Annotated in this window: 18 protein-coding genes; 10 read left to right on the forward strand and 8 right to left on the reverse strand. The window is 40.4% G+C overall.

Going from position 1 to position 21,071, the window contains the following annotated elements; all coding sequences use genetic code 11:
• Window positions 1-3: 3 nt before the first annotated feature.
• The 3 genes from ileS to murJ form a co-directional block, all read right to left on the reverse strand.
• The gene (gene ileS, locus AC1HJP_RS14030; RefSeq protein WP_480362368.1) at window positions 4-2,829 is read right to left on the reverse strand and encodes an isoleucine--tRNA ligase; all 2,826 of its coding nucleotides are present in this window, start codon (window positions 2,827-2,829) and stop codon (window positions 4-6) included.
• 21 nt (window positions 2,830-2,850) lie between these two features.
• Window positions 2,851-3,777, reverse strand: coding sequence for a bifunctional riboflavin kinase/FAD synthetase (gene ribF, locus AC1HJP_RS14035; RefSeq protein WP_480362369.1), 927 nt, complete (start codon window positions 3,775-3,777; stop codon window positions 2,851-2,853).
• 118 nt (window positions 3,778-3,895) lie between these two features.
• On the reverse strand, window positions 3,896-5,464 hold the full coding sequence (gene murJ / locus AC1HJP_RS14040) for a murein biosynthesis integral membrane protein MurJ (RefSeq protein ID WP_480362370.1): 1,569 nt from the start codon (window positions 5,462-5,464) through the stop codon (window positions 3,896-3,898).
• A 354-nt stretch (window positions 5,465-5,818) separates the two neighbouring features.
• Between murJ and rpsT the strand changes: the two genes are divergently transcribed.
• Window positions 5,819-6,079: a 30S ribosomal protein S20 gene (rpsT, locus tag AC1HJP_RS14045; protein ID WP_058029114.1), complete on the forward strand. Its 261-nt coding sequence runs from the start codon at window positions 5,819-5,821 to the stop codon at window positions 6,077-6,079.
• Between the two features lie 76 nt (window positions 6,080-6,155).
• On the opposite strand, the gene AC1HJP_RS14050 is transcribed toward rpsT, so the two are convergent.
• Window positions 6,156-6,539: a response regulator gene (locus AC1HJP_RS14050; protein WP_058029113.1), complete on the reverse strand. Its 384-nt coding sequence runs from the start codon at window positions 6,537-6,539 to the stop codon at window positions 6,156-6,158.
• A 94-nt stretch (window positions 6,540-6,633) separates the two neighbouring features.
• Here AC1HJP_RS14050 and AC1HJP_RS14055 point away from each other — a divergent pair, with 94 nt between their 5' ends.
• The 3 genes from AC1HJP_RS14055 (at window position 6,634) to smrA (ending at window position 8,125) form a co-directional block, all read left to right on the forward strand.
• Window positions 6,634-7,095, forward strand: a complete 462-nt coding sequence (locus AC1HJP_RS14055; protein WP_480362371.1) for a hypothetical protein — start codon at window positions 6,634-6,636, stop codon at window positions 7,093-7,095.
• A 100-nt stretch (window positions 7,096-7,195) separates the two neighbouring features.
• Window positions 7,196-7,444: a hypothetical protein gene (locus AC1HJP_RS14060; RefSeq protein ID WP_480362372.1), complete on the forward strand. Its 249-nt coding sequence runs from the start codon at window positions 7,196-7,198 to the stop codon at window positions 7,442-7,444.
• A gap of 99 nt (window positions 7,445-7,543) precedes the next feature.
• The gene (gene smrA / locus AC1HJP_RS14065; RefSeq protein WP_480362373.1) at window positions 7,544-8,125 is read left to right on the forward strand and encodes a DNA endonuclease SmrA; all 582 of its coding nucleotides are present in this window, start codon (window positions 7,544-7,546) and stop codon (window positions 8,123-8,125) included.
• Here the strand turns inward: smrA and AC1HJP_RS14070 are convergent.
• Together AC1HJP_RS14070 and AC1HJP_RS14075 are read right to left on the reverse strand one after the other, a co-directional pair.
• Window positions 8,115-8,261, reverse strand: coding sequence for a hypothetical protein (locus tag AC1HJP_RS14070; RefSeq protein ID WP_480362374.1), 147 nt, complete (start codon window positions 8,259-8,261; stop codon window positions 8,115-8,117). The two genes, smrA and AC1HJP_RS14070, sit on opposite strands and share 11 nt — an antisense overlap.
• Before the next feature lie 140 nt (window positions 8,262-8,401).
• On the reverse strand, window positions 8,402-9,322 hold the full coding sequence (locus tag AC1HJP_RS14075; protein WP_480362375.1) for a 2-hydroxyacid dehydrogenase: 921 nt from the start codon (window positions 9,320-9,322) through the stop codon (window positions 8,402-8,404).
• A 180-nt stretch (window positions 9,323-9,502) separates the two neighbouring features.
• Between AC1HJP_RS14075 and olsF the strand changes: the two genes are divergently transcribed.
• The 5 genes from olsF (at window position 9,503) to AC1HJP_RS14100 (ending at window position 16,566) form a co-directional block, all read left to right on the forward strand.
• Entirely contained in the window at window positions 9,503-11,212 is a 1,710-nt protein-coding gene (gene olsF / locus AC1HJP_RS14080) for a bifunctional ornithine lipid synthase OlsF (protein WP_480362376.1), read from the forward strand.
• A gap of 132 nt (window positions 11,213-11,344) precedes the next feature.
• Window positions 11,345-11,830: a TlpA family protein disulfide reductase gene (locus AC1HJP_RS14085; protein ID WP_480362377.1), complete on the forward strand. Its 486-nt coding sequence runs from the start codon at window positions 11,345-11,347 to the stop codon at window positions 11,828-11,830.
• A 153-nt stretch (window positions 11,831-11,983) separates the two neighbouring features.
• Window positions 11,984-14,074: a TonB-dependent receptor plug domain-containing protein gene (locus AC1HJP_RS14090; protein ID WP_480362378.1), complete on the forward strand. Its 2,091-nt coding sequence runs from the start codon at window positions 11,984-11,986 to the stop codon at window positions 14,072-14,074.
• A gap of 175 nt (window positions 14,075-14,249) precedes the next feature.
• A complete protein-coding gene (locus AC1HJP_RS14095) occupies window positions 14,250-14,516 on the forward strand; it encodes a GrxA family glutaredoxin (protein ID WP_058029105.1) in 267 nt (88 codons plus the stop codon).
• 193 nt (window positions 14,517-14,709) lie between these two features.
• Entirely contained in the window at window positions 14,710-16,566 is a 1,857-nt protein-coding gene (locus tag AC1HJP_RS14100; RefSeq protein WP_480362379.1) for a DEAD/DEAH box helicase, read from the forward strand.
• Between the two features lie 100 nt (window positions 16,567-16,666).
• Here the strand turns inward: AC1HJP_RS14100 and AC1HJP_RS14105 are convergent, their stop codons facing one another.
• Together AC1HJP_RS14105 and AC1HJP_RS14110 are read right to left on the reverse strand one after the other, a co-directional pair.
• Complete coding sequence (locus AC1HJP_RS14105; RefSeq protein ID WP_480362380.1) at window positions 16,667-17,698, reverse strand: NAD(P)-binding domain-containing protein; 1,032 nt, start codon at window positions 17,696-17,698, stop codon at window positions 16,667-16,669.
• Window positions 17,699-17,793: 95 nt separating this feature from the next.
• Window positions 17,794-18,705 carry a tetratricopeptide repeat protein gene (locus AC1HJP_RS14110; RefSeq protein ID WP_480362381.1) on the reverse strand — a complete coding sequence of 304 codons (912 nt, stop codon included), beginning with the start codon at window positions 18,703-18,705 and terminating at the stop codon, window positions 17,794-17,796.
• A 345-nt stretch (window positions 18,706-19,050) separates the two neighbouring features.
• Here AC1HJP_RS14110 and AC1HJP_RS14115 point away from each other — a divergent pair, with 345 nt between their 5' ends.
• A complete protein-coding gene (locus AC1HJP_RS14115; RefSeq protein WP_480362382.1) occupies window positions 19,051-21,054 on the forward strand; it encodes a hypothetical protein in 2,004 nt (667 codons plus the stop codon).
• Window positions 21,055-21,071 lie beyond the last annotated feature (17 nt).

A 21,071-nucleotide genomic window follows, 5' to 3' on the forward strand; every position in this document is an offset into this window, starting at 1 on the left:
CTCCTACGCAAACTGACGCTGTTCGCCGTCACCGTCAACGTTGCTCACACAACGACCACAGATCTCTTCATGGCCTTCGTGTGTACCAACATCTTCACAGTAGTGCCAGCAGCGGTCACATTTCTTCGCATCCGTTGAAGCGACTTTAATGAATAAGCCATCAATGTCTGAAGACTCTGCGCCTTCAGGTTTCGCACTGACTACTTCAACATTTGCTTTTGACGTCAATAGTACGAAGCGTAACTCGTCACCGATCTTATTCAATGTTTCAGCTAAGTCACCACCAGTGTAAAGCGTCACTTCAGCTTGCAGCGTAGCGCCAATAACTTCATCTTTACGCGCAGCTTCTAATACCTTGTTAACTGCATCACGTACTTCAAGTACTTGCTGCCAGTAAGTATTATTAAGCTGACCTTCAGTCACATTTGCTAAGCCGTCGTACCACACATCAGTAAATACAAAGTCACCGCGCTCACCTGGTAATACATCCCAGATTTCTTGCGCTGTAAAGCTCATGATTGGCGCCATCCAACGCGTCATTGCTTCTGCAATGTGGTAAAGCGCAGATTGACAAGAGCGACGAGCATGACTGTCAGCTTTAGCTGTGTATTGACGGTCTTTGATTACGTCTAGGTAGAATGAACCTAGCTCACCGGTACAGAAGTTCATTAGCTTTTGCGTCACAACTAACATCTGATAGTTGTCGTAAGCACTGATGATTTCTTTTTGTAACTCAGCGGCACGTGCAACAATCCAGCGATCCAGCTCCACCATATCTTCAACAGCAACTAAGTCAGTTGCTGGGTTGAAACCGCTTAAGTTTGCAAGTAGGTAACGGCTGGTGTTACGAATACGACGGTAACGATCAGCTGAGCGCTTAAAGATTTCATCCGATACTGTCATTTCTGCCGTGTAATCTGTTGATGCAACCCATAGACGTAAAATGTCAGCTCCTAGCTTATTCATAACATTCTGTGGAGAAATAACGTTACCTAAAGACTTTGACATCTTGCGGCCGTTTTCATCTACAGTGAAACCATGAGTTAGTACTTGCTTATATGGAGCATGACCGTTAATCGCCACCGAAGTCATCATAGAAGACATAAACCAACCACGGTGTTGGTCAGAACCTTCTAGGTATAAATCTGCAGGACCGGTTAACTCTTCACGCGCATCAACCACACAAGCGTGTGTTACACCTGAATCGAACCACACATCTAGCGTATCTTGTACTTTTACATACTGCTCGGCATCAGCACCGATTAAATCAGCTGCGTCTAAGTCATACCAAGCTTGAATGCCTTTTTCTTCAACTAGCTTTGCAACGTCTTCAATTAGGCTCTCAGTATTTGGGTGTAATGCACCAGTGTCTTTATCAACGAATAAAGAAATTGGCACACCCCATGTACGCTGGCGTGAAATACACCAGTCAGGACGTCCTTCAACCATGTTCGCGATACGGCTCTCGCCCCACTCAGGTAACCACTGCGTTTTTTCGATTTCACTGAGTGAATCTTTACGTAGGTCTGCTTGATCCATACTTACGAACCATTGCGGTGTCGCACGGAAGATAATTGGTGTTTTATGACGCCAGCAATGTGGGTAACTGTGTTGTAATGCATGATGATGCATTAAAGCGCCTTTTTCGGTTAGCACTTCAATCACGCTCGCATTGGCTTTAAATACATGCTGACCTGCAAATAATTCAGTATCAGGCAGATAAACACCGTTTGCGCCAACTGGGTTTGCTACTTCTAGACCATATGCCTGGCCTGCCACGAAGTCTTCTTGACCGTGACCAGGTGCGGTGTGAACAATACCCGTACCAGAGTCAGTTGTTACGTGCTCGCCTAAAATGACTGGTACGTCAAAGTCATAGAATGGGTGCGCAACACGTAAGTTATCTAGCGCTGCACCTTTTGCATAACCTAGTACATGGAAGTGATTGAAACCGAAACGGTCCATACAATCTTTAACTAGCTCAGAGCCAAGGATTAAGCGCTGTACTTTACCTTCGTCTTCAACTTGAACCAGTGCATATTCTAGGTTTTCGTGAACTGCAACCGCACGGTTTGCTGGTAGTGTCCAAGGCGTTGTAGTCCAGATAACTGTTCCTACAGAGCCATTACCTTCATGACCTTCAGCTAAACCAAATGCTGCTACAACAGCTTGTTGGTCAACAAAGTCAAAACGTACGTCAATCGCTGGTGATTGCTTGTCTTGATACTCAACTTCAGCTTCTGCTAGTGCCGAGCCACAGTCTGTACACCAGTGAACAGGCTTAGCGCCTTTGTGTAAGTGACCGTTTTTGATGATGCGACCAAGAACACGAATTGCATTCGCTTCAAAATCGAAGTTCATTGTTAAATAAGGCTTATCCCAGTCACCAAATACACCTAAGCGTTTGAAGTCAGCCTTTTGACCTTCTACTTGCTTTTTAGCGTATGCACGGCATTTCTCTCTGAATTCTGCCGCTGAGACTTTAACACCTGGCTTGCCTACTTTTTTCTCTACTTGTAGCTCGATAGGAAGGCCGTGACAATCCCAACCCGGTACATAAGGCGCATCAAAATCAGAAAGCGTTTTAGACTTAATAATAATGTCTTTTAAAATCTTATTAACTGAGTGACCTAAGTGAATATCGCCATTTGCGTATGGAGGACCATCATGCAAAATAAATGGCTTCTTACCTTTTTTCGCGTTACGAATTTGGCCGTAAAGGTCAGCTTCGTACCAAGCTTTCAGCATTTTTGGTTCGCGTTGCGCAAGATTACCGCGCATTGGAAACTCAGTTTCCGGTAGGTTCAAAGTATGTTTGTAGTCGCTCATTTATCCTAGTTTCCGTATCGGCTACTTAATAGTAAAACATTGTTGTGCGTCAGCCACATCACTTGCTATTTGCTCAGTCAACTGGGCCAATGTCTCGAATTTTTTTTCATCTCGGAGCTTTTTAACCAGCTCCACTTTTAGAAAACGTCCGTAAACATTTTCATCAAAATCAAATACATGCACTTCCAATAGTGCTTTCGTGCCATTTAACGTAGGCTTCGTGCCAATGTTTGCCACCCCGTTTAATACGCGGTTGTCTAAATAGACTTTAACAGCAAACACCCCTTGTACAGGGATCACTTGGCGTTTTAGTGCAATATTAGCGGTTCTAAAGCCAAGCTCTCGGCCTTTTTTCCAGCCATGAATTACACGACCTGAAATTGCATAGGTATGACCTAGCATCTGATGCGCGGAGTCTAAATCACCTTGCGCAAGTGCAGCTCTTATTAAAGTGCTACTAACACGGCAATCATCACGGCGTAAGCTAGCAGTGCTTTTGACATGCATATTTAATTCAGCGCCAATTGCGCTCAGCATATCAAAATCGCCTTGGCGGTTTTTGCCAAACTTAAAGTCATCACCCACTGTGAGTGCTTTCACGCCTAGCTTTTTAATTAACACGTTTCGAACAAACTGTTCGGCATCTATGGATGCAAACTCTTTGTCAAACTTTACGCAGATCACTCTGTCGATGCCGAGTTTGTCTAGTAGAGCAAGTTTATCTCTTAGTCGTGTTAAGCGTGCCGGCGCTTTGTCTTTGGCAAAAAACTCTTGCGGTTGCGGCTCAAACAGCATCACGGTACTGGGTAATCCGTACTGTTCGGCATCTTGCATTAAGCCTTTTAAAACAGCAACATGACCTAGATGCACACCATCAAAATTACCTATTGTCAGCACACACCCAGCGTGTTCTGCTCTAATATTATGGATGCCTCTAATTAATTGCATGAAATAAAAGCCTTCACCACCAATTTATTCAAAGTGCCAGATTATACCCAAGTTGCTTGAAAATGCGAATAATCAGATAGCCTTAACCTAAGGCTCTTACTATGCCTTAGGTTAAGTATTAAGCCGAGGCTTCTTTTATGGTCTTCAATCGTACCCCAAACGCAAAAAGTGCACCGAAGTAACTTATCATAGCCACTGCCAGTAAAGCGCAGAGTAATGTGATTTGCTCAATCAGGCTCCAGCTCTGCCATGAGTATTGCTGGGCAATAAAATAAACCAGCACTGCCATCAGTATTGCGCTCACGATACATTTCAATGCAAACCATAGGCTAAAAGAAGAGAACTGATACACACCTTGCTGGTTTAGCTTTCTATAAAGTAAAAACGCATTACAACTTGCAGATAAAGAAGTTGCTAAAGCTAACCCCAAATAGCCAATGAATGGGGCAAGCATGATGTTAAACACCATGTTCAAAACGAGCGTGATAATACCGATCTTGACCGGCGTTTTAGTATCTTGTCGAGCATAAAAACCTGGTGCTAATACTTTAATCAACATAAAACTGACTAAGCCAACCGAATAGGCGGCAACGCCCATGCTCACAGCTTTAACGTGATCGACTCCACCTTCGGAGAAAGCACCATGATCAAATAAAACAGAGATAATAAGTGGGCTAATTACCATCAACCCTGCCATAGCCGGAAAGCCTAAAAACAACACAAAACGTACACCCCAGTCTAATGTGCTCTGAAAATCTTCTGATTTTTCCGTGGCATGTAGTTTTGACAATGCTGGCAAAATAACAGTGGCAATACCAATACCAAATAAGCCTAATGGGAATTCAATCAGTCTGTCTGAGTAATACAGCCAAGCAATAGAGCCCGTCACCAATAGCGAAGCTATGATGGTATCTAACAGTAAATTAATTTGCGAAATCGACACACCGAACATCGCGGGTAACATTAATTTACGTACTTTCGTCACTTCAGGTGAACGCCAAGCAAACACCGGCTTATTCACCATACCAATACGCAAAAGGAAAGGAATTTGAAATAAAAGCTGTGCTACGCCTCCAGCGAATACCCCAATAGCCAGCGCATAGGCACTCACATCAAAGGCATCATGTAATAAAATCGCGCAGCTAATAATAGAAATGTTTAATAAAACAGGCGTAAAAGCCGCTGCGGCAAAGCGGTTATAAACATTTAGCACAGCTCCGCTCAGAGCAACCAAGCTAACAAAGAACAAATATGGAAAAGTAAATTTTAATAAACCACTCGCCAATTCAAATTTCTCTGCATTTTCCCCTCCTTGCCACCAGTCAATAAACCAGCCTGTACCAAATAACGCTGCAATGACGGGTGAGCCAATCACACCGAGAATGGTCACTATCAGTAAAATGGTTCCCAAAGTACCCGCTGCTTGGGCAACAAACAATCTGACTTTGTCGTCACCATGCTTTTCTTTTATCTCGGATAGCACAGGCACAAATGCTTGAGCAAATGCACCTTCTGCAAATAATCGTCTTAGAAAGTTTGGGATACGGTTCGCAAATAAAAACACATCTGCAGCAAGTCCCGCCCCTAGTAAATTTGCAACAACAGCATCCCTTACTAGTCCCATCACGCGTGAAATCATCGTCATAGCACTGACTATCATGCCTGATTTAAATAACCCTTTTGCCACAAATTTACTCCCAAGAACATATAACTGGCAGATTATGCCACAGACTTATACTGTCCTTGAACGCCAACCAACGACTATTTGTAAATATCTTTCGTTTAATACTAGGTGTCGAGTTATAGATTTGATACAATCGCTCGCAACAATCACAAAACTATGAGGTGTTATGGTTTTGTTGATTCTGAGCCTGTTGCAACTAGCGCTATGCAACTTAAAACCATGGTTTTAGTACATTCAGGCCAATATGACCCAAATGGAAAAGGCTGGGTGGTCATTTTTTATTGACTTTTGAGAATAAAAAAGGCATATTCCTCGGCCTTTAAATTAAGCTTATTTTAAGATTGTTAGGAGCAAACCTTGGCTAACATCAAGTCTGCAAAAAAACGCGCTATTACTAGCGAAAAGCGTCGCAAGCACAACGCAAGTCGTCGTTCTATGATGCGTACTCTATTCAAGAAAACTGTAGCTGCTATTGAAGCTGGCGACAAAGAAGCTGCAACTGTAGCTTTCGCTGCTGTAACTCCAGTTTTAGACCGTTACGCAACTAAAGGTCTTATCCACAAAAACAAAGCTGCTCGTCATAAGAGCCGTTTAGCTGCTAAAATTAAAGCACTATAATTTGTTTTTGAATGAAAAAACCGACTTTTAAGTCGGTTTTTTTTTGCCTTAAAGAAAGGAAGAAAAGAAGCCCTACTTAATAAAGCTCCAATTCCGGATAAAACTTTTTCAACATTGCTGCAATCTTCTTCGGTGAAAAAGGTTTAACCACAAATCCTTTTGCTCCTCTTTCAATCGCATCTTTGACGTTATCTACTGTTGAATGAGCAGATACCATCACAACATTAATATTTTCGTTAATTTTATTAATCTCAGCGATCAGCTCTTTGCCGTCACCATCAGGTAATTCGATATCTAAAAACACAATATCGAAATGTTGCTCTTCGCATGCAGTAATACATTGTGTCGCAGTAGAGGCCTCTCTCACATGGTCTATGCCCAAGTGCATCAATGTTTGATGTAAGAAACTGCGAACTGTACCCACGTCGTCCACTATCAGTATTGAGATCTGTTGATCCATAATCATCCTTTCCGTATGCTGCCGAATAAATTTAGGCTATGATTAAATCATAGAATCATTATAGAGACATGCAAATAAAAGGCTACAAAACAAAATGTCTAATCAATCAAAAAAACAATCTTTATTAGGACAAGTTAACCCACAACAAAAGAAGCGACAAAGTAGTCAAAAGAAAAAACGTCTTTCTCCGCAACAACAAAGAGCCGCAATGGCACAGGCACAATTAGCCCAAACTCAACTCAATAATCCCCCAAAGCAAAAAGGCATTAAACGCTGGGTAACATTTGCCATTATTGCCTTATTAATTATTGTATTCCCTAAACCACAGTTAATTACTTATGAAAAACTAGGGGTCGTTGCTACCAGTGTCTATTGGTCTGCACTACCTGGTCTTGATCCGGTCATCTTTGATTCATCGTTGCACCCAAGGCCCGCTCTAGATAAGAATACTCTCTATTTATGTATCAATAAGCTCGACCCAGATACCTGCCAGAAGTATCAAATAATCAAAAAAGAAGGTTTCTTTAGTGCCCTAAAGGCGCTCATTTCGAATTAAAAAAACTAATCTGAAAATTACAAAAATACTCGTTTGAAGCATGGTCAAACTAACACCATAATGGCGCTCCTTTAACCAACCACAGGAACCCAAACAGACCATGCCAAACGAGCTCGACTTGTTGTTAAACATTGTGCTTCTACTTTTAGGTGCTGGAGCCTTTTTTATCAACCACTTAACTACTTTACGCGTTGCCGCATTGGCCGCTTGTAGCTTGTTATTTTTATCGTTTAGTTTTGATCTGATGAGTACCAGTGTGGTGTCTAATTTAAGTCTAATTATGATTAATACATTTTATCTATTTAAAGTGTATACATTCGGACAACTTAAATTAAGTCATACCGAATAACACATTATTAACCTAGCCTTTAAATTGTCTTGGTAGCCAATTCCTTAAGGCTAGGCTAAAATCATCGCCATATCTTCAATGCTACAGCTGAGGTGACGTATGGCGATGACAGATGAAGAATTGTTTATGGCTTCAATGGGTGATGTCACTCCACTTGCCAAGAACAATCAAATAGAGCTTAAAAAGAAGAAAAACGCCCCAACTCTGAGTCAACTTGAAAAGCGCAAAGCCGCCGAACAAGAATTAGAGTTTGATGCAAATTACCTCTCCACCGAGTATGTAGACTTACTCGACCCACACGATTTACTGAGCTTTAAGAAAAGTGGTGTGCAACATGGTGTGTTTAAAAATCTACGTTTAGGCAAATATCAAATCGACGCCACATTAGACTTACATGGCAAAACATTTCGTGAAGCCAGAAAAACACTCTTTGATTTTGTTACCGATTGTCAGCAAAGAAGTATTCGTGTCTTGCTGATAAGACATGGCATTGGTTTAAACAGCAAACCGCACCCAGCCATTTTAAAAAGCTATACTAATAAGTGGTTACAAGAAATGCCGATCGTTTTAGCGTTTCACAGTGCGTTAAAATGTCACGGTGGTTCTGGCTCTACCTATGTACTATTAACTAAAAGTGATGAGAAAAAGCTAGAAAATCGAGAACAACACGCTAAGCGTTGATCTCTTCATGAGCGACACAGCTACCGTACTCCGGCAGCTCTGTCGCTTTAGCCTGAGTAAACCATGCAGAAATTGCCAAAAGAATAACTGAGATAAAAACGAAAGAAAATTTTACTCCACCTTGGCTGTCACGCATTGTATTACCCTGTTTATTATTATTTTTTTATCTAAACTACTTAAAGTATAAAAACCATACAAGGTGTTTTTTTATACAGTAAGTGAAAGGCATGAGAGAATAAATCAGCTCAGCACTTTCCAATACTTATTTCCTACCTTTTAATATCCTTTTTGTTTGCACACTAAATTACTTAATTGTGTGTTTGCTTGTTGTGCTTTGACATTATCCGCAATTTGTTCACAAACCGTTTTGAGCTGAGTCAAAGCCGCACAATGTGGTGTGATGATTATTTTAGGGTGAGACCAAAATGCATGCGATTTAGGTAAGGGCTCTTCGGTAAATACATCCAATACTGCTGCTGCAAGTTCATCTTGATCAAGCGCTTTAAATAAATCAGATTCATTTAAATGTTTGCCTCGAGCAACATTAATTAACAGGCAGTGATCTGGTAACTGCTTAAACAAATCTAAATTCAAAATTTCTTCTGTCTGTACAGTTAAGGGTAATAAACACACCAATACATCAAGCTCTGTAAGAAAATCAGATAGCTGAGCTTCACCGTGGAAATGAGTAATATGCGCTAACTGCTTTCCTGAGCGAGACCAACCACTGACTTTAAAGTTATTGCTAATCAGCTTGTTTGCAACACTTAACCCTAGCTCTCCCATACCTAAAACGCCCACATGCTGAGTCGCATGCGCTCGTTTTGGCTTCCATTGCCCTTGCTGCTGTTTTATTAGGTACTCTTTAATACGAAGCTTATGCGACAAAGTATGGGCTAAGACATATTCAGCCATATCTTCTGCCAGTTGTGTATCTACAATACGAGTGACTTGAACATGTTCAGGAATAAGACTTAAATCAATCGCATCAACCCCCGCCCCATAACTCTGTACTACTTGCAAATTAGGTAGTTGTGCCCAAAGCGTTTCAGGTGCTTTCCAAGCCAATACAAATTCTATTTCTGCTAAATTTTCGCAATGCGGCCACTCATATATTTTAACATTGGGTAATTGTGCGCTGAGTTCAGCAATGAGTTTGTCGTTATTACGACCTGTGACACAGACTAAAACTGACATTTGGTATTCCTAATAAAGCAACTTGTTAGTCATCATATTGGCCAAGCAATTAAGACTCAAGCGAGGGTTTCATTAAAACCATAAAACAATGTCGCCTGTCATAAAAGCACCGTAAATTTGCAACAGCCTTGTCACACAGTGTTTTTAATCTACAAAAAACACTTAGAGTTGAGATTTACTATGATCAGTGTCGATAAGGTTATCGAAGCAAACTTACCCCAGCTAGAAAAGTCCCCAAAAGTAAAAGGACTAGTAAAAAAAGGCTTAGGTTATTTACTTCATGAGCAAGAATTTGTGGCATTTGCAGATACCTACCCGCACTTACAAGGATTAGAGTTTGTTGAGCAAGTGCTAGACGAACTTGAGTTTGATGCCCGTTATACCACCAAGCAACTTGAGCATATACCCAGCGAAGGCTCTGTTGTAATTGTTGCAAACCACCCTATCGGCTCTTTAGATGCACTCGCCCTAGTAAAACTTATCAGCAAGGTACGAGGCGATTTAAAAGTAGTTGCAAATCGAATGCTGATGTCGCTTACCCCCATGCACTCTTTATTACTCCCTGTTGACAATTTATCTGGTACAAGTCGCAAACAAGAGCTCAGCAATATTCATAAGCATCTAAAACAAGGTGGCGCTTTATTGATTTTTCCTGCTGGCGAAGTTTCTCGATTAAGCCCCACAGGCGTCAAAGATTGTAAGTGGAATACTGGCTTTTTAAGAATGGCAAAACGAGCTAACTGCCCTATTTTGCCAATTCACATTAAAGCCAAAAATAGCCCTTTGTTTTATGGCACATCAATGATCTACAAGCCTCTAGCCAGCCTGCTATTGGTAAAAGAAATGTTTAAGCAGCGTCAAAAATTTTTAGAGTTCGAAATCGGTGCATGCATACCGCCTGAGTCTTATCTGCACAATAATGTCAAAGACAAAGAGATGGTGGCGCTCATTCGTAAACAGCTATATCGCATAGGTACTAAAAAGTCGCTGCCACTCACCACACAAACACCTGTTGCGCCACCTGAGTGTAAAAAAGCCTTGAAGAGTGCCCTTGAAGCCTGTCAGCGCATTGGCGAAACGCAAGATGGTATGCAAATTTATCTTTATCATTACAAGGGTAGCTCAGTCATTTTTAGAGAGTTAGGCCGATTACGTGAACATGCTTTTAGAGCAGTCGGTGAAGGCACCGGAAAACGTCGTGACATAGATAAATATGACATGCATTACACCCACCTGATTCTATGGGACCCAAATCAACTTGAGCTAGTCGGTGCCTATCGGCTTGCCAGTGCTAAAAAGGTACTTGAACAACAAGGTCGAGAAGGTTTATACACCGACACCTTAGTAGATTACAGCGATAAAATGCAGCCATACTTTGAGCACGGATTAGAGCTTGGCCGCAGCTTTGTTCAACCTAAATACTGGGGGCGAAAAAGCCTAGATTACCTTTGGTATGGCATAGGCGCATTTGTAAAACGTTACCCTGAACACCGTTATTTATTTGGCGCGGTAAGTCTATCGAATGCCTTGCCCGAAGAAGCCAAAGCCATGTTGGTGTATCACTATCAGCACTATTTTGGCCATTTGCCCGAGCATGCTATTGCCAAACACAAATATCGATTAAATAGCGCCCAGATAGAGAATTATAAGAAGCTATTTTTAGGCAATAATATCAAAGAGGATTTCAGCGAGCTTAAGCATATCCTTGCCAATATGGACGCTCAAGTACCGACGTTATTTAAGCAATATACAGAGTTGTGCGAAGACGGCGGCGTGAACTTCCTGTGTTTTAGCGTCGATCCCGACTTTAGTAATTGTATTGACGGACTCGTGTTGGTTGATTTAGAGAAAATAAAACCTCAAAAAGCCAAACGTTATTTAGGTGAATAGTATTCTGTAAAAATGAATTATGCGGGATATTAGCCATTGAAACAGATAGAAACATGTTTTTAGTTTCTATCTGTAATTTTCGGTGTTAACGTCGGGTCTAATAAAACATAAAGGACCCAATACGTTTCAAAGATGATCAAAAAAGTACTTCAATTAGCCGTTTTTGCCGTAATATTTATTGCAGTCACTGCATACCAAGAACTCGGGATGTTAGCAGATAATGGTGAGCAACCTGCGCCTTACTTCTCATTACCCACACTCGAAAATGAGCACAAACAGATCAGTTTAAGTGAACTCGCTGGGCAGCAAACCGTTGTGTACTTCTTTGCGCCTTGGTGCAGCATTTGTAAGTTCAGCATGCCAAATTTAGATAAGCTTCATGAGCAACAAAAACTCAATGCCGTTGCCATTGCCCTAGATTATGACTCAAAAGAAGCGGTTGAAGCTTTCACACAAGATTTAGACCTCAGCATGCCAGTACTTATGGGTAATCATCAAATCGCCGCCAACTTTAAGGTCAAAGCCTACCCGACTTATTATGTGATTGATGAAAACCTGAAAATAACCGAGCGTTCCGTTGGGTATTCGACAGAATTGGGCTTAAGAGCTCGCTTATAAGTTGTCTTAACTTAATACCTTTATAAGCAACTTTTGTAATAAAGTGTAGAAGTACCACTACACTTTATTACCTAAACCCGCAACACACTTACAACTTATCTCCTTAAACTAGTCGCCAATTCATACCAACTCAGCTTGCAACAAGGAACCCAAATGAACAAGCTCGGCGCATTTTCAACTACTCTATTTAAGTTCTCACCGCTATTTTTAGCCATTTCACTGTCTGTTCATGCTGATGAGCAAAAGCCACAGAACAAAGAAATGGAACACATTGAAGTACTGTATAAACGCAGCAGTATCACCAGTGAAATAACCGAAGACACTGAAAAGCTGATTGAAATGCCCGGCGCCCTTGGCGATCCGCTAAGAGCCGTTTATGCACTCCCAGGCGTAGTTGCTGCTGGCGGTTCAATGAGTGAGCCAGCAGTACGCGGTTCATCACCTAGTGATAATATCTTCGAAGTAGACTTTATGCCTGCAGGCTACATATTCCATGACTTTGGCAGCTCTATTTTCAATCGTCATATTATTCAAGACTTCCAGCTTTACTCAGCCGGTTATGGCGCTGGTTATAGCAACGCCACAGGCGCAGTGTTTGACGTCACATTACGCAACCCTAAATATCAGCCAATTACGACAACACTCGATTTTTCGATGTTTAATGCTGGTGTATTTGTTGAAGGACAAGCCACAGAGAATACCGCATTTTACTTTTCAGCCCGTAAAAGCACTTTGCCGCTATTCTTCTCTGAAGGAGAAGAGCTTGAAGACGATGATGGCGAATTAACGGGGGTGATCATAAACGATGCACCGGACGATCACGATTATCAAGGGAAATGGCTTTGGGATATCAATGCCAATAATACCCTAACGTTTAACTTTACTGGCGCGCAAGACTCAGCCGCAGCAGGCTTTAATGAACGTGCTGAACTTGCACAAAAGACACCTGAATTTCAGGGCGATGCACGATTTATCCGTGAGTTCACCAGCCAAAATATCTTATGGGATCACTACAACAAAAATTATCATTTTAGAGTAGGACTAGGTGTGCTAGACCATTCTGGTCGACTTGAATATGGCAAACGTGCAACTTTAACGAATGGCTACTTTGAAGAAGAGTCAGAAAAGCAAACCACCCTAAAAGCGCAGTTGAATTACCGTTTAAATAACCAACACAGACTCGTGACCGACGTTGGCTTTTACGACAACGAAACCACTTATAAATATGATTCCTTCCAATACCTATGTACTGAGCTTGATCCTGATTGCGACTTAAAAAAAGGGGAGCGTATTTCAGGTAAACAAACTGCTGGCGCAGATAGCGGGTTTGTTGGCATTACCCATGTTTGGCAAATCAACGACAAGCTACAAACGGAAGCCGGCGTGCAATTCCAACATAACAAGCTAACCGATGAAAACTTCGAGCAATCGCGCCTTGCTTTAAACTATTACTTATCTGATTCAAGTACCATCACAGCCAAGTTTGGACAATATAATCGTCAGCAAGACATTGATTATATTTTGCCTGAAGTCGGCAATCCGAATTTAAAATCACAATCGGCAAATCATACAACGCTAGGGTTCGCACAAGAACTTGAAAATGAATGGTCATGGTCTGTTGAAGCCTATTACAAAACCATGAATGACTTACCTTTGGGGATTGAAGACTCAGCCCCCGATGCACATAACTTGTACGCCAATGATGTTGAGGGTCGAGCCTATGGTGTTGACTTTCTGATCAATAAAAACAAAACCGATAACTGGTATGGATGGTTGGCATTTAGTTATGCCAAAAGTGAGCGTACGGATTTAAGAAATAATGTCACGCGTGACTACTATGCAGATACCCCTTTTGTATTCAATGCGGTATTTAACTACGAAATCAATGAACTCTGGCAAGGCGGCTTTAATTTTACAGCACGCAGCGGTCAAGCTTATACACCGATTGTTGGCGTGAGGGAAAACCCAGACTTCGATAATCGCTTTTTACCTGTCTATGGCGAACCATTCTCAGAGCGTCACGATCTGTATCACAGGCTCGACATTCGTTTTGAACGTAAAACACGCGTATTTGGCCTAGATGGTAAGCTTATTCTGGAACTAATGAACGCATACGGCCAAGATAATGTCAGCAGCATCGACCTTGATTACAAAAAAGTGAAGTCAGTAAATGACTTATATATAGAAGAAGAAACCGATGACTTTGAAATGCGCCCATCTATTGGGTTTAGCGTGACTTTCTAATATCACTTTTAAATTAGTTTTCGACCCATCTAGGGCTTGCCATATCTTGGTAAGCCCTCTATTTAGGAATCATCATTTTTATTGATGATTTCAATTCAATTAATCAACTTTTACTTCTTATAAATTCCTCTAAACTTAGTTGCAGTTAAACAAAATCATCAACGAGGAATTCAATATGTTTACAGTTATTTTTGGTCGTGAAGGGTGCCCATTCTGTGTTCGTGCAAAAGAACTTGCTGAGCGTTTAAAGACAGAACGTGACGATTTTAACTATCGCTACGTAGACATCATCAAAGAAGGTGTGAGTAAAGCAGATTTAGAAAAGTCAGCAGGCAAACCTTGCCCGACTGTGCCACAGATTTTCCTAGATCAAACGCATATCGGTGGATTTACCGATTTTGAAGCCTATGCAAAAGAAAATTTAGGTTTGTATAGTAATTAAACAATACGTATTTGCAGAAAAGTAAAAAGCTTTAAAAACCTTGAATTTGTTACTTTGCTGTAAATTTGCACAAAACATGCTGATTAAATTTCGTACAACATCAGTCACATATAAATTAGTTCTAATTTATACAAGCAATTGCTGGGCTTTTCCTATACAATGCGCGCCTCTTTAAATTCGTTGAGGCGCATTAATGTCAGAACCAGTCACGTTTGAATCTTTAGATCTTTCACCTGCAATTTTAAAAGCAGTCGAAGAGCAAGGATATAAGACACCATCTGAGATCCAAGCTCAATGTATACCGTTATTGCTAGAAAGAAAGGACGTACTGGGACTAGCGCAGACGGGTACAGGTAAAACAGCAGCATTTGCATTACCACTATTAAACAATATTGACCCGGCTACGAAGCAGCCACAAATTTTGGTGTTAACACCAACACGCGAACTTGCTATTCAGGTAGCAGAAGCATTTGAACAATATGCTAAATACACTAAAGGCGTTGAAGTACTAGCGCTTTACGGTGGTCAAAGCTACGGCATTCAGCTTAGTGCTTTACGCCGCGGTGCACAAATTATTGTTGCGACACCGGGTCGTCTTATCGACCACATCAATCGTAAAACGATTGATTTATCGCAACTGAAAGCACTTGTGCTAGATGAAGCTGACGAAATGCTTCGCATGGGCTTCATTGAAGATGTTGAAAACATCATGGAAAAAACGCCTGAAAACAAGCAAACTTGTTTGTTCTCAGCAACTATGCCTAAGCAAATTCAGTCTATCTGTAACAAGTACTTAGACAACCCAGAGCAAGTGCATATTTCTGCACGTAACTCTACAGTATCAACGGTTGAACAAGTTTACTGGCGTTCAACTGTTCATAAGAACAAAGCAATCGTTCGCTTCTTAGAAGCTGAAGATTACGATGGTGCAATTGTATTCGTTCGTACACGTAACGACACTGTTCAGCTTGCTGAGCTTCTAGAGCATGAAGGTTTCTCTGCGGCACCATTAAATGGTGACATGAACCAACAAGCGCGTGAGCGTACTGTTGATCGCTTAAAGAATGGTCTAGTAGACATCGTAATCGCAACTGACGTTGCGGCACGTGGTCTTGACGTAGAACGCTTAAGCCTAGTTATCAACTACGATATTCCGCAAGACAGCGAAGCATACGTTCACCGTATTGGTCGTACTGGTCGTGCTGGTCGTACTGGTAAAGCAATCCTATTCGTGAAAGGCAATGAGCGTTACTTACTACGTAACATCATGCGCCACACTAAGTCTGAGATTGCTGAAGTTGAATTACCAGATGCTAAAACAGTTGAGCAAAAACGTATCGCAGCATTACAAGCTAAGCTAGCGAATGCATTAGAGCACAAAGACATTACTTTCTTTAATGAAGTTGCTGTAGACCTTGCTCAAAAGCTTGAGCTAAGCCCTGAAAATTTAGCGGGTGCGTTACTAGCACTTGCACAAGAATCTTCACCATTAAAAGTTGAAGAAATTAAGCGCGAACGTCGTGAACGTGATGACCGTAAAGGTCGTGATGGTCAGCGTAATGAACGTGGTGGCGAGCGTCGTGGTCGTGAGCGTGGTGAACGCGGTGACCGTGGCAACCGCAACAGCAGCCAAACACCAATGGATACGTACCGTATCGATGTTGGTCGTGATCACGGTGTACAAGTTAAAAACATCGTTGGCGCAATTGCTAATGAAGCTGATATCTCAAGCAAGTTCATCGGTGACATTCGTTTATTCAACGAACACAGTACTGTTCAACTACCGAAAGATATGCCAGCTGACGTATTAGGTCATTTCAAGAACGTATTTATCTGTAAGCGTCCTATGAACATGACTAAGAGCACGCACCCAGCTGATCAAGCAGGTGGCGGTCAAGAGCGTGGCTTCCGTGGTGAGCGTAACGATCGTGGTAACCGTGGTGAAGGTAAGCGTAGCTTCCGTGATAACCGTGGCGGTGACCGTAAGCCTCGTCGTGACGGCGAGCGTGGTGAACGCAAAGAACGTCGCCCAGTAAGCTTCACAGCTTAATATCAAAACTATAAAAAAACCCGCACATGTTGCGGGTTTTTTATTTTGAGGCAAGGAAAACTTCAAGGTAACTAGTCGAGAAAGGGAAAACTAAATCGCGCTAGGCGCAATTTAGCTTTTTTAGTACATTTTCTACTTCAAACTCAGTACCACAGATCAAACCACTGGCTCGATTATGTTGCCAAGGCTGCCCTATTTTAAAAATACCCAAGGTTTCAGCTGCGCTTATGTCAAACTCATTATTGTCTTTATATAACTGAGGAATATCAATAAAGCTAAAGTCATCTTTATAGCCAATCGCGTTAATCATGATATCTGGCTTGAGCTTTTCTCCATTATCAAAAGTAACACTATTATAACCAACTGAAACGACTCTGGATTTTAAATCAACTTCCAAAGCTAGAAGTGCTTTGTTATTAATACCCGTATCTGGGAAAGGATCTCTACTTTTTAAAATCTGAGCGATTTTGCAGTTTTTAGGAAGCTTTAAAAGACCTGACCATTTCAGCAATGAAAAAGTTTTAATTCCCAGAATATGCTCTGGAAACAGATTGCGCTTTTTACCTTGCGCCAAGTAAACCTTGTTTTTATCACTCAGCTTTTTCGCAATTTGTCGGCCTGAAGCACCATCACCCACAACTAAGATTTTCTGGTTTTTGAAGTTCATACTCTGTAATTGCTCTAAACCTAGCTGTAAAAACTCAGTATCTCCATTAAAGAGTTTTACAGGCACATTAAAGGCGCCGGTGGCTAAAACAATTTGCTTCGCCTTAATCACCCCATGCTCAGTGAAAATAGAAAAATTATTAACGCCATCATGCGTAATTTTTACTACCTTGCGATTTGTTTTAATTTCGAGCTTATGATGCAAAGCAAAATCTGATAAATAATCAGCAAACTCGTCTTTAGTGAGATAATCTCCTTGAGAATGAGGGATATAAAAACCTGGGAGCCGATTTAACTGATTCGGGGTGAATAGAGTTAAGCCCTGATAACGTTTCCTCCATTGGTCACCAACATGCTTATGTTTATCAAGAATTAAATAATCAATATTTAAGGCTGATAAGTGGCTTCCTAGTGCTAAGCCCATATGACCTGCACCGATAATTAACACATTCGTTTTTAAATTCATAACCACTCCAAGATAAGAAGTGTTTATCGTAAGAGGTTTATGACATTAAGAATTGAACAAACTAGCTAAACTTAATTGGCCTGTAAAAGGTTAAGTTATAGGTTTTTTAATTTTGAGGAGGTGAAACCTGAAAGTCTTTTAAACGTTTCTTGATAACCGCTAGAAAGGTCAGCATAGTTTATTCTTTCAATAAACTGCGCCACTTTCTCAGGCTCATTAAGCTGCTCATATACTTCAGCTGTGCGAATGAGTATCACAGCTAGAAGCCGAGGATTTTTTTGTTCTAATAATAGTTCTTCGGTATGTCTATAATGTTCAAGCGCCAACTCATGTTTATCCATTAATTGGTAGGTTCTGGCCAAGTTAGAGTAAGCAATCACTTTTTTAGCGTCATGCTCTGTGTCTTTAATCCAATCGAGTGCAAGTTTGTAAAATTTAGCGGCACGCTCATAGTTTTGCCAAGTAAAAAAGATATGACCTTTATTTGTATGCAATTCAAGATGGAATATAGGATCGCCACGTTTGCCAAATTTGTTTTCAGCCAATAAAAGTAACTGGTAGGCTTTTTGTCTATCGCCAAACACATATTCTAAATTAGCAATTTCGACCATCCGCATCGGATCTTCAAAAATATGGTAAATTTTTTCTAGTTTAGAAATAGCCAATTGCGCATAGTGTTTCGCCTGTTTTCTCTTACCAAAATAAGCCAATGTTTTTGAGTAGTAATAATTAAGTTGCAGCTCGAAAACATCAGGCTTATTTTCAATTACTAAAAGCGGAACAATTGTTTGTTCTAACTTCTTAAACTCACGTTTGTCGTAATAATAATCGAGCTTATAAGAAGTAAGCTTAAACCAGGCTTTAGAATAAAGGGGCACAGCGTCACTTTGCTTTTTTAGCAAGGCTAAACAAGCTTGCTCATCTTTTTGAAGGCAATAAGACTCGTGATCACTAAAGTGCTCTGAAGCATTTGCAGTAAAAGAAGAAAATAAGAGAAAAAGGAGCAACAAAACAATCATAAACTTAGCATATCAGCTAACACAACAGCATTAGTCTAGACTAAGCAAAGTATAAAACTGATAAGAAAAAACTATTAAATATTTAATTCATTTACACGTCATTACAATAAAGAAACCCTAAAGAACTAACCAAAAACAAAAAGCTAATTCTTTATAACCAACCAAAGTCATACTCGTCAAATGAGTCAAGGTTAATTTGCTAGCGAACTATTTCATTTATTGCCAATAAGAAAAGTAAAAGATTGTAAACATGCACCTGCTTTTATTTCAAAAAAGTGCTTAAATAGCCGCCCTCTAATTACAGAGGCTATTGTTAATAAAAGGAAAATAACAATGTTTAATTATTCTAAAGTTGCGTTAGGTATCGCAGCATGTTTCACACTGTCTGGTTGTCTAGAAGTAGAAGATAACAATAACAACAATAACGATGCGCTAGTACAGCAACTAGAGCAGCAAAATCAAATCTTACAAAATCAGCTAGACTACACAAAACAACAAGCTGAAGCATGGAAGACGGCCATCACACTAGTAGGCTCAGTAGAGCTTGCAACTGAAGGTGATACACTTCCTAGCGATTTATCTGTTACTTTTTACTACAACGGCCAATGGCATGATGCAGTTTCTCTTGCTGCAGACGGTTCGTTTGAAGTATCTGAACTTCCAGCAAACACTGACTTTATAGCAAAGGTAAGCAGTGCATCAAATGCGATTGTTAAGCGTCATTTCTTCTTTAAAACACCAGCTAAAGATGACAAGTTTATTCAGAACTTACTCCCTTTAACTGTTGGCCAGCCTGAAACTATTGAGTTCACTGTTTTAGATGAAAAAACAAACTTACCGTTCAAAGAACTTCACTTAGAAGCGGACCTTGACGCAAGCAGCTATGGTTTTAGTACACTTAAACAAATTGCTGGTGACAATTTATCTAAAGCAACTCTCAATTCTGAAACAGGTATGTATGAGTTGGTAGTGCCTAAAGGCTTTAGCCTACCTCTAGAGCAAGATCGTGATCTAGATAATAATGGCACTGATGACGTTGATAAATTAGACGTTTATCGTACAAACGATTTAAGCAAAAGTAAGTTATTTTATTTAGACAAAGTACAGGCTGAAGAATTCAAGCTAGTACTAAACTTCATCAACAAAGATGGTGAAACCGTTAAGCCTGAGCATGTATTTGCGACGAATAATAGTTTTGGTCAAGCAAACTTTGTTTACGATGAGGCATTAAAGACACACTCTATTGATGCGAACTTTTATGACTCTCTGAGAATCAATATCCCAGCATTTTCAATCGAAGATACACTTTACTTTAGTAAAATTCTCTACATCGGTAATTATAACGCTCAAAAAGAGTCATATGATGTTTCCGGTGCAGTAAGTAACTATGGCAGCAATCATATTGCTTTGGAAGATAATGTACTGAGTGTTGTTGTTGTTCTGCAAGAAAATTCAGAAAAAGACATTTCATTAGACCTCGTTACTCGCACTGAGACATTAAACCAAGAGCAAGCATTCACTTATTTCTTTAATGCCCCTATTGCTATCAATGAAGAAGCAGTAGTCACAATACAACAAGAAAACGTATTAGTTGCTACTCCTGGTAATGCATCTAAGGATGATTCAATCGATCCAGGCACGACTTACTTTGAATATAAGAATGTTGAAGTCGAGTCAAGCAACTCTCTTAGCTTCAATGACACAGCATTAACTTTAAAGCCAAACGCAAAATTAGAAGAAGGCTATAACTACCGATTCAATTTAGAAAAGGTTGTTAATAAGAAATCAGGTGAATTAGAGTCAATAAATTACTCACATAATGAGACTATTGAAAGCTCAGAAACTTTCTCTGAAGATGCATTTGTGGCTGACAATATGAACTATCGCAAAGCTGGTAAGTTAATTATAACTACTAATTCAGCTGGAGAAGTGGCGGGTAATTATACTTCAAATGAAGGTTCGCCTTGTCTGCTGCTCAACAAAAAGTATAACGTTTTCTTCGAAAGCATTACACCAATAAGCGCTGTAGTTAATGGCGTTAGCACGACTTTAAGCGCTTCTAAAAATTGGGGGTATGATAACTATACTCTTCATCAGTTAGCTGATAATGAAGGTACAATTAACAAGTCTTGGTCTGTTCGCACTGGTGCAGCTCAAAATAATGGACTTTATATCGTATCTTGTTTCAACACGAGGGACACCAATGGCAACTACATCAGATTTGAAGACCATAGTGCTACCAATGAAAACAGCATTACTGTTGAAATTGAGTACTTTACTGATGAAAACGGTGAAAGAGAATACAAAACAGTTGAGAAGAAGCTTTACATCGACTAATTAGCTTTTTGATTCTG

The organism is Pseudoalteromonas sp. NFXS53 (assembly GCF_056629255.1).

What these genes read in the sequence shown, in the direction of transcription:
- AC1HJP_RS14095 (WP_058029105.1), top strand. Translation starts at nt 14,250, where the DNA reads ATGTTTACAGTTATTTTTGGTCGTGAAGGGTGCCCATTCTGTGTTCGT.
- ileS (WP_480362368.1), bottom strand. Translation starts at nt 2,829, where the DNA reads ATGAGCGACTACAAACATACTTTGAACCTACCGGAAACTGAGTTTCCA.
- AC1HJP_RS14050 (WP_058029113.1), bottom strand. Translation starts at nt 6,539, where the DNA reads ATGGATCAACAGATCTCAATACTGATAGTGGACGACGTGGGTACAGTT.
- AC1HJP_RS14055 (WP_480362371.1), top strand. Translation starts at nt 6,634, where the DNA reads ATGTCTAATCAATCAAAAAAACAATCTTTATTAGGACAAGTTAACCCA.
- AC1HJP_RS14105 (WP_480362380.1), bottom strand. Translation starts at nt 17,698, where the DNA reads ATGAATTTAAAAACGAATGTGTTAATTATCGGTGCAGGTCATATGGGC.
- AC1HJP_RS14070 (WP_480362374.1), bottom strand. Translation starts at nt 8,261, where the DNA reads ATGCGTGACAGCCAAGGTGGAGTAAAATTTTCTTTCGTTTTTATCTCA.
- ribF (WP_480362369.1), bottom strand. Translation starts at nt 3,777, where the DNA reads ATGCAATTAATTAGAGGCATCCATAATATTAGAGCAGAACACGCTGGG.
- olsF (WP_480362376.1), top strand. Translation starts at nt 9,503, where the DNA reads ATGATCAGTGTCGATAAGGTTATCGAAGCAAACTTACCCCAGCTAGAA.
- AC1HJP_RS14085 (WP_480362377.1), top strand. Translation starts at nt 11,345, where the DNA reads ATGATCAAAAAAGTACTTCAATTAGCCGTTTTTGCCGTAATATTTATT.
- AC1HJP_RS14100 (WP_480362379.1), top strand. Translation starts at nt 14,710, where the DNA reads ATGTCAGAACCAGTCACGTTTGAATCTTTAGATCTTTCACCTGCAATT.
- AC1HJP_RS14060 (WP_480362372.1), top strand. Translation starts at nt 7,196, where the DNA reads ATGCCAAACGAGCTCGACTTGTTGTTAAACATTGTGCTTCTACTTTTA.
- AC1HJP_RS14115 (WP_480362382.1), top strand. Translation starts at nt 19,051, where the DNA reads ATGTTTAATTATTCTAAAGTTGCGTTAGGTATCGCAGCATGTTTCACA.
- AC1HJP_RS14075 (WP_480362375.1), bottom strand. Translation starts at nt 9,322, where the DNA reads ATGTCAGTTTTAGTCTGTGTCACAGGTCGTAATAACGACAAACTCATT.
- AC1HJP_RS14090 (WP_480362378.1), top strand. Translation starts at nt 11,984, where the DNA reads ATGAACAAGCTCGGCGCATTTTCAACTACTCTATTTAAGTTCTCACCG.
- smrA (WP_480362373.1), top strand. Translation starts at nt 7,544, where the DNA reads ATGGCGATGACAGATGAAGAATTGTTTATGGCTTCAATGGGTGATGTC.